Origin of the sequence: Micromonospora sp. WMMD812, from assembly GCF_027497215.1 — a bacterium.
Taxonomy (GTDB): domain Bacteria; phylum Actinomycetota; class Actinomycetes; order Mycobacteriales; family Micromonosporaceae; genus Micromonospora.
Window position 1 is genome coordinate 3,587,348 of sequence record NZ_CP114904.1, and the last position, 11,992, is coordinate 3,599,339.

11 protein-coding genes and 1 tRNA gene are annotated in these 11,992 nt (G+C 69.9%); 7 read left to right on the forward strand and 5 right to left on the reverse strand.

Translation table 11 applies throughout. From position 1 onward, the window contains the following. Nucleotides 1-36 precede the first annotated feature (36 nt). On the reverse strand, nucleotides 37-543 hold the full coding sequence (locus O7603_RS16390) for a hemerythrin domain-containing protein (protein ID WP_281570677.1): 507 nt from the start codon (nucleotides 541-543) through the stop codon (nucleotides 37-39). A 150-nt stretch (nucleotides 544-693) separates the two neighbouring features. Then, on the reverse strand, nucleotides 694-1,608 hold the full coding sequence (locus O7603_RS16395) for an ATP-binding cassette domain-containing protein (protein ID WP_281570678.1): 915 nt from the start codon (nucleotides 1,606-1,608) through the stop codon (nucleotides 694-696). Nucleotides 1,609-1,798: 190 nt separating this feature from the next. Between O7603_RS16395 and mgrA the strand changes: the two genes are divergently transcribed. The 3 genes from mgrA to O7603_RS16410 all read left to right on the forward strand — a co-directional run bounded on the left by mgrA (nucleotide 1,799) and on the right by O7603_RS16410 (nucleotide 3,972). Further along, a complete protein-coding gene (mgrA, locus tag O7603_RS16400) occupies nucleotides 1,799-2,794 on the forward strand; it encodes an L-glyceraldehyde 3-phosphate reductase (RefSeq protein ID WP_281576714.1) in 996 nt (331 codons plus the stop codon). A 100-nt stretch (nucleotides 2,795-2,894) separates the two neighbouring features. Next, nucleotides 2,895-3,017, forward strand: a complete 123-nt coding sequence (locus O7603_RS16405; protein ID WP_281570679.1) for a 50S ribosomal protein L36 — start codon at nucleotides 2,895-2,897, stop codon at nucleotides 3,015-3,017. Nucleotides 3,018-3,177: 160 nt separating this feature from the next. Beyond that, on the forward strand, nucleotides 3,178-3,972 hold the full coding sequence (locus O7603_RS16410) for an alpha/beta fold hydrolase (RefSeq protein WP_281570680.1): 795 nt from the start codon (nucleotides 3,178-3,180) through the stop codon (nucleotides 3,970-3,972). Between the two features lie 139 nt (nucleotides 3,973-4,111). Here the strand turns inward: O7603_RS16410 and O7603_RS16415 are convergent, their stop codons facing one another. Further along, nucleotides 4,112-4,876, reverse strand: a complete 765-nt coding sequence (locus O7603_RS16415; protein WP_281570681.1) for an SDR family NAD(P)-dependent oxidoreductase — start codon at nucleotides 4,874-4,876, stop codon at nucleotides 4,112-4,114. A 99-nt stretch (nucleotides 4,877-4,975) separates the two neighbouring features. Here O7603_RS16415 and O7603_RS16420 point away from each other — a divergent pair, with 99 nt between their 5' ends. Further along, nucleotides 4,976-5,830 (forward strand): helix-turn-helix transcriptional regulator, encoded by an 855-nt coding sequence (locus O7603_RS16420; RefSeq protein WP_281570682.1) that lies wholly within the window; start codon nucleotides 4,976-4,978, stop codon nucleotides 5,828-5,830. Nucleotides 5,831-5,852: 22 nt separating this feature from the next. Here O7603_RS16420 and O7603_RS16425 read toward each other — a convergent pair whose 3' ends face one another. Together O7603_RS16425 and O7603_RS16430 are read right to left on the reverse strand one after the other, a co-directional pair. Further along, nucleotides 5,853-7,682, reverse strand: a complete 1,830-nt coding sequence (locus O7603_RS16425) for a glycoside hydrolase family 15 protein (protein ID WP_281570683.1) — start codon at nucleotides 7,680-7,682, stop codon at nucleotides 5,853-5,855. 128 nt (nucleotides 7,683-7,810) lie between these two features. Further along, nucleotides 7,811-7,881: transfer RNA gene (locus O7603_RS16430), tRNA-OTHER, on the reverse strand. Between the two features lie 146 nt (nucleotides 7,882-8,027). Here O7603_RS16430 and O7603_RS16435 point away from each other — a divergent pair. From O7603_RS16435 to O7603_RS16445, 3 genes are all read left to right on the forward strand, one after another. Further along, entirely contained in the window at nucleotides 8,028-8,255 is a 228-nt protein-coding gene (locus O7603_RS16435; RefSeq protein ID WP_281570684.1) for a hypothetical protein, read from the forward strand. Next, entirely contained in the window at nucleotides 8,252-9,628 is a 1,377-nt protein-coding gene (locus O7603_RS16440; protein ID WP_281570685.1) for a hypothetical protein, read from the forward strand. Before O7603_RS16435 ends, O7603_RS16440 begins: the two co-directional genes overlap by 4 nt. Nucleotides 9,629-10,406: 778 nt before the next feature. Then, complete coding sequence (locus O7603_RS16445; RefSeq protein WP_281570686.1) at nucleotides 10,407-11,699, forward strand: IS110 family transposase; 1,293 nt, start codon at nucleotides 10,407-10,409, stop codon at nucleotides 11,697-11,699. The last annotated feature ends 293 nt before the right edge of the window (nucleotides 11,700-11,992 follow it).

Here is an 11,992-nt window from a genome sequence, read left to right on the forward strand (position 1 = left end):
CCGGCTTGTCGGCGACTCCCCCGCGTCGGGGAGTTGTCAGCGGTGCTCGCGCACGTACCGCTGCGGGTCCTTGTCGACGAACGGCAGGTTGCGGCCGTTCTTGTGCTCCCCGTAGAAGGTCAGCCAGCGCCGGCCGAGCTCGGCGCGCAGCTCGGTGCCGGCATGCCGGCGGAAGTCCGGCAGCGCCTCGTCCTCCTCCTCGGCGAGGTGCTCGCTGTTCTCCCGGCGGGCCCGCCAGACCGCCGCCCACCACTCGTCGGAGCCGACCGGGTGCAGCTTCGCCTCCGCGATCGCGTCCCGGATCTTGTTGTGGTCCCCGACCGCGTCGGCGGTCTCCGCCTCGCCGTCGTCGCCGTGCCGCACCAGGTGCGGGTAGAGGATGGCCTCCTCGGCCTCGGCGTGGATGTCCAGGTGCAGGGCGAGCGCGTCCCAGATCGCGAGCAGCTCCTGTTCGTCCCGGGCGTCGTCGAGGCGGGCGAAGCCGCGCCGGAACGCGGCGTGGTCGTCCATGATCATGGCGGTGATGTCGTCCATCGTGGTCATTCCCCCGCTCTGATGTTCGGCGTGAGGGTCAACTTCCCGGCTGCGCACTTGGTCACGCGACCGGACGGCGAGCGGGCGGCGCGACGCGAGCGGCGATGACCGGCGGGCGGACCTCTGGTTGGCGCGGGGTCGGTGTTGCCGCGTCGGTGCTCAGGCCAGGTCGTCCGCCGCCGGCCCGGGTGCGCCCGCCCCGGACGGCCCGTCGGAGTCGGTCGTCGGCCTTCCCCGTACCCGCAGGGTGACCGTCTCCTCGGTGTGGTCGACCGTGAAGAGGGTGCCGGACGGGAACGTCGCCAGCGTCTCGGGCGGCAGTTGGATGGTGCCGTCACCCGCCACGACGGCGAAATCCTGGCCGCCGCGCCCTTCGGCGCCCACTCGACCGTCGCGGATCGTGACGGCCCGCCCGAGCCGGGCCCCCACCTCGGTGTCGTGGGTCACCACGACGACGGTGGTGCCATGGGCGGCGTTGATCGTCTCCAACGCATCCAGCACCTCGTCGCGCCCGGCATGGTCGAGCTGGCTGGTCGGCTCATCGACCAGGAGCAGCCGAGGGCCGGCGGCGAGGCCCTGCGCCAGGGCGGCCCGCTGTCGTTGCGCCGGGCTGAGCTCGCCACTACGCCGCTGGCCCGCCCCACCCAGACCCACCAGCTCCAGGATCCTCTCGGGAGGATCCAACCGGCGGTCGGACACCCGCACGGCGGACCGCTGCGCCAGCCAGATGTTGCGGGACAGCGACGCGTACGGGAGCAGGTTCCGTTCGGCGCCCTGCAGCACCGTGCCGATCAGCGTTCCTCGCAGGGCGGCGAGTTGCCCGGTCGACAGCCGGGACAGCTCGTGGTCACCGACGAACAGGCGCCCGGCGCTGGGGCGCATCAGGCCGCCGAGGATCGACACCAGGGTGGACTTGCCCGAGCCCGACGGGCCGACCAGCGCGAGCATCTCGCCGGATTCGATGCGCAGGTCGACGCCCGACAACGCGATGACGTCGCTGGCCGCCGTCGGGTAGATGTGCATCAGGCGGTGGCAGGCCACCGACGCGCCCGCGCCCTGGGCGCCGGCGCTCATCGCCGCACCGCGTTGAGTGCGGTCGCGACGGCGACGGAGACGGCCAGCATGAACGTCACGGTAGGCAGCGCCGGACGGGGACGCCGGCCGTCGTCGACTATCGATGCGCAGCGGTTACCTTCCGCCTCCACCCTCGCCGGCACCACCGCCCGGGCGCACCGATCATGTCCCGCGGGTGGCGACTAGTCTCATGATCGTGACCTACCTCGCCGCGGACGACCGCTACGACACCATGACCTACCGGCGCAGCGGACGCAGCGGCCTGCGGCTGCCCGCCATCTCCCTCGGCCTGTGGCACAACTTCGGCCCGGACCGTCCGCTCGAGCGGCAGCGGGACATCGTCCGCCGCGCGTTCGACCTCGGGGTCACCCACTTCGACCTGGCCAACAACTACGGCCCGCCGCCCGGAGCCGCCGAGGAGAACTTCGGCCGGCTGCTCGCCACCGACCTGAAGCCCTACCGGGACGAGCTGGTTGTCTCCAGCAAGGCCGGCTACCTCATGTGGCCCGGCCCGTACGGCGAGTGGGGCTCCCGCAAGTACCTGATCTCCTCGCTGGACCAGTCGCTGCGCCGGATGGGTCTCGACTACGTCGACATCTTCTACTCGCACCGGTTCGACCCGGAGACCCCGCTGGAGGAGACGATGGGGGCGCTGGACGCCATCGTCCGCTCCGGTAAGGCGCTCTACGTCGGCATCTCCAACTACGACGCCGAGCAGACCGCCCGGGCCGCCGCGATCCTGCGCGACCTCGGCACGCCGCTGCTGATCAACCAGCCGTCGTACTCGATGCTCAACCGCTGGACCGAGGCCGACGGCCTGCTGGACACCCTGGCAGAGGTCGGCGCGGGGTGCATCGCGTACAGCCCGCTGGCGCAGGGCCTGCTGACCGACCGCTACCTGGCCGGCATCCCGGCCGACTCGCGGGTTCGCACCAGCGTCTTCCTCAACGAGAGCGACCTCAGCGAGGAGCGCATGGCGACCATCCGCGGGCTCGGGGCGATCGCCGAGCGGCGCGGCCAGTCGCTCGCGCAGCTCGCGCTGGCCTGGGCGCTGCGCGACCCACGCATGACCAGCCTGATCATCGGGGCGAGCAGCGTCCCGCAGCTGGAGACGAACATCGCCGCGCTGGACAACCTCGACTTCACCGCCGAGGAGTTGGCCGAGATCGAGCGGCAGCTCGGCTGACCGCCCCGAGTCGATCACCAGCGGGGAATCACCGCGCCCGCACCGGCGTTTTCTCCTGCGTACGGCACGAGGCAGGACCCGAGCCGGAGGAGAATGAGACATGAAGGTACGTAGCTCCCTGCGGTCGCTGAAGCAGAAGCCGGGTTCCGTGGTGGTCCGCCGCCGCGGTCGGGTGGTCGTGGTGAACCGCTCCAACCCGCAGTGGAAGAGCCGCCAGGGCTGAATGAACCACCGATCGGCGCCGTCGCACCGCGACGGCGCCGATCGTGCGTCGTGCCCGATTCCGGGCACGGGATTGGCCATCCAGCCGAGGCGAGCGCGCGGAATCACCGACACTCACAAGGAGTGGCTCTGACCTGCGCGACCTTCCGGCTGGAGGACCGATGAAACCGGACACGATCGTCCTGATCCACGGATTCTGGGTGACACCGCGCAGCTGGGAGCACTGGAAGGCGCACTACGAGCGGCAGGGCTACCGGGTGCTGACGCCCGCGTACCCCGGGTTCGAGGTCGAGGTCGAGGCGCTCAACGCCGACCCGACCCCGATCGAGAGGGTCACCGCGCCGGAGATCGTCGCCCACCTGGAGTCGATCGTCCGCGAGTTGCCCACGCCACCCATCCTCATCGGGCACTCGGCCGGTGGCACGTTCACCCAGATCCTGCTCGACCACGGCTTCGGCGCGGCCGGCGTGACGCTCAACTCGGCGCCCACCGAAGGCGTCCTGACGGCGCCGCCGTCCCAGCTGAAGTCGTTGTTTCCGGTGCTCCGCAACCCGGCCAACCGGCACAAGGCGGTCGGCTTCACGCCCGAGCAGTGGCACTACGTCTTCACCAACACGTTCAGCGAGCCGGAGTCGCGCGCGCTCTACGAGCGCTACCACGTCCCGGCGTCCGGATCGCTCGTCTGGGCCAGCGTGCTCGCCAACCTCCAGCCCGGCCGCCAGGACACCTGGGTCGACTACGGCAACGACGACCGGGCCCCGCTGCTCTTCGTCTCCGGCGGCGAGGACCACCTCATGCCACCCAGCGTCCAGCGCTCCAACGCCAAGCACTACAAGTCGAGCGCCCTCACCGAGGTCAAGGAGTACCCCGGCTACGCCCACCTGCTGCCCGCGCAGCCGGGCTGGCAGCAGATCGCCGACGAGGTCCTCACCTGGGCCCTCGCGCACGCCCGGTAGCCCGGCACCCGACGTCCGCCTTCCTGGCGTCGGGCGGATCGCGACCGCGCCCGACGCCGCCCGGTCGGCGCGGTGCCGGTCGCCGCCGTCGGGCCGCCGACGCGGCGTGGACACCGCGCCGGCGGCAGCCCGGCCGGGACTACTTCCCGTGCGGGTCGGCGGCGTTGACCGTCGCCACGACCTGGTCGTAGTCACCGCGTGCCTCGCCGTAGCGCAGGAACTTCACGCGCTCGACCTGGATCTCCCTCGCGTCCGGCTGCGCCTCCAGCAGGCCGACCACCTCGGTCACGAACTCGTCGAGCGGCATCGCGAACTCGCTGGTCTCCTGGCCGGGCAGCAGGGCCGTACGGACCGACGGCGGCACCAGCTCGACGACCTTCACGCTCGTGTCGGCCAACTGGAGCCGAAGCGACTCGCTGAGCATGTGGATGGCGGCCTTCGACGCGTTGTAGCTCGGCGTGACCTTGAGCGGGGTGAACGCGAGGCCCGAGGAGACGGTGACGATGGTGGCGTCCGGCTGCGTCTGCAGGTGCTCGACGAACGCGGCGATGAGACGGATCGGACCGAGCACGTTGGTCGTCACCACCGACTCGGCGGACGCCAGGAAGTCCTCGGGCCGGCGCCAGTCCTCGATCCGCATGATGCCGGACATCGTGACCAGGACGTTGAGGTCGGGGTGCCGTGCCAGCACCTCCTTGGCCGCCGACTCGATGCTCGCGGCGTCCGTGGTGTCGATCTGGACGGTGTCGAGGCCGGGGTTCTCCTCGGAGATCCGCCGGAGCAGGTCGGCGCGGCGGCCACCGATGATCACTGTGTTGCCCCGGGCCCGCAGGCGGAGCGCGAGGGCCAGACCGATACCGCTCGTGGAGCCGGGGATGAAGATGGTGTTTCCGGTGATGTTCATGCTTCGAGACTGGGCGACCGCCCGGGGCGGGGGCAGAGAGCACTCATCGGGGGATCCGCGGTCCCTGGTTCGCGCCGGGCGCCGGCGGATACTGGATTCATGGACCGTGCAGCCCTGGCCGACTTCCTGCGCCGCCGCCGCGAGGCGTTGCAGCCCGGGGACGTCGGCCTGCCCGAAGGGCCGCGTCGCCGGGCCCGCGGGCTCAAGCGCGAGGAGGTCGCCTCGCTCGCGGCGATGTCGACCGACTACTACACGCGGCTGGAGCAGCAGCGCGGCCCGCAGCCGAGCGAGCAGATGCTCGCGTCGCTGGCCCGGGCCCTGCGGCTGACGGGGGGCGAGCGCGACTACCTGTTCCAGATGGCCGGGCGCAACGCCCCGTCCTCGGTACCGGCCGCGACGCACGTCGCGCCGGCCCTGCTGCGCGTGCTGGACCGCCTGGAGGACACCCCGGCGCTCATCCTCTCCAACCTCGGCGAGGTGCTCGTCCAGAACCGGATGGCCGCGGCCCTGCTGGGCGACCGGTCCGGCTACACCGGGCTGGCCCGCAGCGAGATCTACCGCTGGTTCACCGACCCCGCCGAGCGGCTGCGCTATCCGGCGGAGGACCGCGACCGGCAGAGCCGCACCCAGGTCGCCAACCTGCGTGCCGCCTACGGGTCGATGGGCGCGCAGTCGCGGGCCGGCGAGCTGGTGCGGGCGCTGCGGAAGGCCAGCCCGGAGTTCGCCGACCTGTGGGAACGGCACGAGGTCGGCAAGCGCTTCGGCGACCACAAGACGCTCGTCCATCCCGAACTCGGCGCGATCGAACTCGACTGCCAGGCGCTCTTCACCGAGGACCAGTCCCAGGCACTGCTCGTGCTCACCGCCGCTCCGCGTACGGAGAGCTACGAGAAGCTGCAGCTGCTGCGCGTGTTGGGGCACGAGAGGTTCGCCGCCGACGTCTCCGGCGATTAGCTCGGCCTCCTCCGACCTGCACCTACGGCACGCCGTCCATCTGCTCATCGAGGTACATGGCGGCGGTGATCAGGGACAGGTGGCTGAACGCCTGGGGATAGTTGCCGATCTGCTCACCACTCGCCGCGATCTCCTCCGAGTAGAGGCCGAGGTTGCTGCTGTAGGTGAGCATCTTCTCGAACGTCAGGCGGGCATCGTCGAGGCGGCCGGACTCGGCGAGCGAGCGGACGTACCAGAAGCTGCACATGCTGAAGGTGCCCTCGCTCCCGGCAAGGCCGTCGGGCGACGCGGCCGGGTTGTAGCGGTAGACAAGGCTGTCGGAGACGAGCTCGTCGTCCATGGCCCGCAGCGTCGACTGCCACATCGGGTCTCTGGGCGAGATGAAACCGACCGACGGCATGCCGAGCATCGACGCGTCCAGGACGTCGGTCCGGTAGTGCTGCACGAACGCGCCGCGTCCGCGGTGAAAGCCGCGGGACATGACCTGCTCGTAGATCGCGTCGCGGGCGCGCGCCCACCCGGCCGTGCTCGCCGGCCAGCCGGTCCCCGCGGCCAGGCGGACGGCCCGGTCCAGCGCCACCCAGGACATGAACCGTCCGGAGGTGAATTCCTGACGGCCACCACGGGTCTCCCACACACCGTCCTCGGGTTGGTCCCAGTTCTCGCTGAGCCAGTCGACCATCCGCACGACGCTCCGCCACCCGTGGTGGGAGCTCTGCAGCCCCCGGCCGGCGGCGAGGTAGATGCAGTTCAGCACCTCGCCATAGATGTCGAGCTGCAACTGGTCGGCCGCGTTGTTGCCGATCCGCACCGGCGCCGATCCTCGGTAGCCCTCCAGGTGGTCGAGCACCTCCTCGCCGAGATCACGTGAACCGTCGACCCGGTACATGATCTGAAGCGGCGCCCCGTCGCCCGCGCTGTCCCGGACCCGGTCCTCGACCCAGGTCAGGTACCGCTCGGCCTCGTCGGTGAAGCCCAGGTTGAGCAGTGCGAACACCGAGATGGAAGCATCGCGGACCCAGGCGTAGCGGTAGTCCCAATTGCGCTCCCCGCCGACCTGCTCGGGCAGCCCGGCCGTCGGCGCGGCGACCAGCGCGCCGGTGGGCGCGTACGTCATGAGCTTGAGCGTCATCGCCGACCGCTCCACCATCTCCCGCCACCGACCCCGGTAGCGGGAGCCGGCCAGCCACCGCCGCCAGAAGCTCTGAGTCAGGTCGGCCAACTCCCGCACCTCGTCGGGCGTCACGACGCGCGGCGCTCCGGCCGGGGCGGTCTCCAGAATCACGCCGCCCACGTGGCCCTCGTGCAGCGTCACGACCAGGTGAATTCCCTGCTCGATCCGCACCACTTCCGCGTCCTCGAACAGCCGCCCGCCAGAACGGACGTGACTCAGGTTCACGGTTAGCGTCGGACTGCGGAAGACAACCCCGTCCGGACGCACGTCGACCTCGTGCCGGTCCCGTCCGTAGTTGAACCGCGGTTGACAGTCGACCCGGAACCGCATGGTGCCGCGCACCACCAGCACCATGCGGACCAGGCGATGCCGGTCGGTGGCCCGGTCACCGGCCACCGGCATGAAGTCCACCACCTCGGCCACGCCGTCCGTGGTCAGGAACCGCGTGATCAGGATCGGCGTGCCCGGCAGGTACAACTGCTTGCTCGTGTAGTCGACGCCGTCCGGCGAAATCTGGAAGTGGCCACCCCGTTGCTTGTCCAGCAGTCCGGCGAAGATGCTCGGCGAGTCGAAGCGAGGGGCGCAGAACCAGTCCACCGTCCCGTCGTCGCTCACCAGCGCGGCCGTCTGGAGGTCGCCGATCAGACCGTGCGCCTCCACGGCGGGGTACGAGTCCATCGGCCCTCTCTGTCCCTGGTCACACGCTAAGAGCGATATGTCCAGCCTAAGAGCGGGCCGGGCCCCGGTCCGGGGAGAATACGACAAAACGCCCTGATTGGCGTTCCCATCAGGGCCTTTCGCATGGGTGGAGCCGAGGGGACTCGAACCCCTGACCCCCCGCACTGCCAGGAGCGGGCGAGGTCGCGCCAGCGCCGCCTGCCGGCAGCCGGGACGGATGAGTGTGGCGAGGCTCGGACCGGCTTGGCTGGATCAGCCTCGATACGACCACCGCGCGATTTCGATCACGACCCACCACAACCGCATCGGGTCTCGGGCCACTCATAGTGTTGGTGGGAGGCCAGATTGCGGAGTGAACGAGAGTACGTCGAGTACGTGCAGGCACGCATGCCGTGGCTGCGACGGCTGACGTACAGACTGTGCGGACAGTGTTGGGAGGACCTCGACATCGCACCTACCGCAGAGGCGCTGGGCTGCTCGACCGGGACCGTCAAGAGCCAGACCTCGTTCGCCATAGCGGCGCTGCGCCGCCTGCTGCCCAACTACGTGCCAGGAGGGTTGGACGCGCCATGAGAGAACTGTTCGCCACCCTGCCCGACGAACCGCCGCCGGCACCGCCCGGCTACCTGGACACCGTGCTGACCCGGGGCCGTCGCTCGGTTCGGCGCCAGCGGATCGGCGCGGCCGCGGTGTGGGCGGTCGTCGTGCTCATCCTGGCCGCCCTGGTCGTGCCCGATGTCCCGCTCCCCGTCCGTCCAGCAGCCCCGTCGACGAAGCCGAGCCTGCCGGAGAGCTTCGCCGGGTACTCGATGCTCACCAGCACCGTCGCGAAAGCTCCGCCTGGCCGTGCGATCGCCCTCTACGGCTACGGCAATGGCGAGACGTTCAACATGTTCCAGTCACTGGTCGTCGGAGCCGACGCGGACACATACCGGCGCGTCGACGCCATGGAGGAGCGGGACCGGCCGTCGGCGCTGCTCGCCCCGGACGGCACCCGTGTGCTGCTCGGCGACGAACGTGGCGCGACCGATGATCTGATCCTCGTCGATCTGAGCACCGGCGAGCGCCGGTCGATCCCGCTCGGCGACCCGGTCGGCGTGCGGCTGCTGGCCTGGTCCCCCGACGGCCGCCACATCGCGTACAGCGCCGCGCCCCTCACCAACTCCGGCGAGTTCGGCACCGTCAACCTGGTCGAGGCCGAGGTGGCCCGAACCGGCACGCTGCGGCTGCTCGACCTGTCGACCGGACACAGCACCGAGGTGCCAGCGATCAAACCCGCCTGGACGGCGGCGTTCGCGCCGGACAGTCGGCGCCTCGCCGCGCAGGTCGGTCAGCAGGCCCACCTCATGGACCTCGACGGCCGCGAGTACGGCAGCCTCGAAATCAAGGCCGGACGCGAGTTGGCCGCCGACGTCGGCTGGTCGCCGGACGGCAGGTTCCTCGCCACCGTGCCATGGATCTACGACGGGCCATTCAACGGCACCTCCGGCGGCGAAACCGGCCGTCACGGGACCTTCCTCTGGAAGGTCGGCGACGTCGATTTCATGCCCGTCGAGGGCACCAGCACCCCACCGACGCCGGTCCGCGATGTCGTGCAACTGCTCGGCTGGCGCTCGGCGGCCAGTGTGGTCGTCGCGACCATCAACACCGCGGGTCACACGTCATTGGCAGAGATACAACTCGACACCGGCACCCGCCGGACCCTGTCCCGCTTCGACACGGGCCACAACTGCGAACTGGGCACCCAGACCTGCCAGGTGTTCGACCTGCACCTCGCCACCGGTTTGCTGCCCGACCTGACGGTAAGGAGCGCCGGTCGACCGCAGCGCGGCCCCCGGCCGACACTCGTGACCGTCGTCCTCGGCGTCGTCGTCCTCGCCGCCGCGTTCCTGCTCTGGCGCCGGATACGTCCGTCCACGCGTCTCCGACGACCGGAAGTGGAATAGCCGATCTTCTAACCGCGGCGCGCTCGGACCACGCGTTGCGGCACCGCTGCCACGCTCCTGCTAGCTGTACTGCCCAGGGCGCGCCGGCCCGAGTGCTCATGGAAACCCTGGGCCACTCGGGGATCGGCGTCACCATGAACACCTACAGCCACGTCATGCCCACGCAACTCGTCCAGGCCGAGGCCATGAAGGAGGTGCGGTGGGATCGGGGGCAATAGCTGTGGCTACTTGCTTGGCTACTTCTGGTGCCGGACCTGACGAAGGGCGTCCGCCGTGTCCGACGAACGCCCTGATCGTGATGGGTGGAGTCGAGGGGACTCGAACCCCCTGACCCCCACACTGCCAGAGGGGGTCTCTCGGATCTCTCTGACCTCGTGCTGCGCCGGCCTGCGGTCAGCCCTCCTCTTACTCCGCCAGTCCCCGCCACTCCCCTCGTGTAACTTGTCGACCTGGCACGGATCTGGCACGCCACCGCCGCTTGGCGTGGACTATGAACCACTTCGCCGGCAGCCGGTTGTCCGGTCTCGGGACATGGATGACAGATCGGTATCAGTTTTCTGGTCCATGGGGACGCCGCGCGTGCGGGAAAATCGGGTTGGTCGCCCGCCGACGTCGGTCGTCCTTGGCGCAGGTGAGGCCGTGTATCAGTTTGACGCTGGGAGCCGCCACGAGGGGCTGCGCATTGTAGCTACGAGCACGAGGGTCCGACTCTTCCTGTTTCCCCGATGGCTCCCGCGGGTGACCGTCCCCGATCCCCCTTTCCTCCTCAGAGGTTGTCATGGAAGAAGTCGATGAGCAGGAGCTACACGTCGAGCGGGTAGCCGCGCTTGATCTTGGCAAGGCGGTGTTGGAGGCGTGTGTGCGGGTGCCGCACGAGTCCAGGCCGGGCCGGCGGATGCAGGAGGTGCGGACCTACCCGACCACCACGGTGGCGTTGCTGCAGATGGCGGACTGGTTCCGCATCTGGGGTGTGACCCGGGTGGTCATGGAAAGCACCAGCGACTACTGGAAAGGTGCCTACTACCTGCTGGAGGCGGAGGGCTTCGAGTGCTGGCTGGTCAACGCCCGGGACGTCAAGAACGTCCCGGGCCGAGCCAAGACCGACAAGCTCGATGTGGTGTGGCTGGCCAAGGTTGCCGAGCGGGGTATGTGCCGACCGTCGCTGGTGCAGCCCCGACCGATCCGGGAGTTACGCAACCTGACCCGGTACCGGCGTTCTCTGATCCGCGATCGCACCCGGGAGATGCAACGGGCGGAGAAGCTGCTTGAGGACGCCCAGATCAAGCTGTCCTCGGTGGTCAGTGAGCTGTTCGGGGTGACCGGGCGGCTGATCCTGGACGCGTTGGTCGCCGGGCAGCGCGACCCGAGGGTGCTCGCGCAGTTGGCCAAGGGCCGCCTACGGCCGAAGATCGCACAGCTGCAGGAGGCGTTGCGCGGGTTCTTCACCGATCATCACGGTGCCATCCTGGCGATGATGCTTTCCAACATCGACCGGCTCACCGCCCAGATCGCCGCCCTGGACACGATGGTCGAGCAGGCGATCACCCCGTTCGCACATCAAGCACAGCAGTTGGCGCAGATCACCGGAGCCGGCCCCATCGCCGCGCAGGAGATCATCGCCGAAGTGGGCGTAGACATGGCCCGGTTCCCGTCCGCCGCCCACCTGGTGTCCTGGGCCAAGTTCTGCCCACAGACCCACGAGTCGGCCGGCAAGAAGAAGAACAAGGGCCGTGCCAAGGGCAACCCCTGGCTGGCCGCCACCCTGGGCAACATCGCCGCGACCGTCGCCCGCAGCGGTGCCGGCTTCCTCGGCGCCCGGCACCGACGCATCGCCCGACGCCGCGGGCCGCAGAAAGCGATTGTCGCCACCGGCAACTGCGTGCTGACCATCGCCTACCATCTGCTGTCCGACCCCACCGCCCAGTTCCACGACCTCGGCGCCGACTACTTCACCACGCGCATCGACAGGAACCGCCGGGCCCGCAGCCTGGCCGCCGCACTGCAAGCCGTCACCGGCCAGAAGATCACCATCCGGGATGGCCAAGCGATCATCGAAGTCCAAGCCGCGTAACCTCACCGCTGTCACGCAACGACAGCACTCCACACGGCACGCTGTCGGGGCGCTGCCCCGACGCTGCCGCCTGCCCACACGTCCGTTGATTTACGGGTCAGGACCTGCGTGACAGTTTGCCACCTCTAGCAGCCCCGACGCCTGGGCCAAGGTCGACGAGCTGGTCAGAACCGGCGGCGACGGCTGGCGGGACCTGATCGGCCTCTACCGTCGCCCGCCACGAGCGGGGCCGTTCGATCCCGGGCCGCAGCAGCACATCCACATCAACCAGCGGTGCCGGGTGGTACGACTGC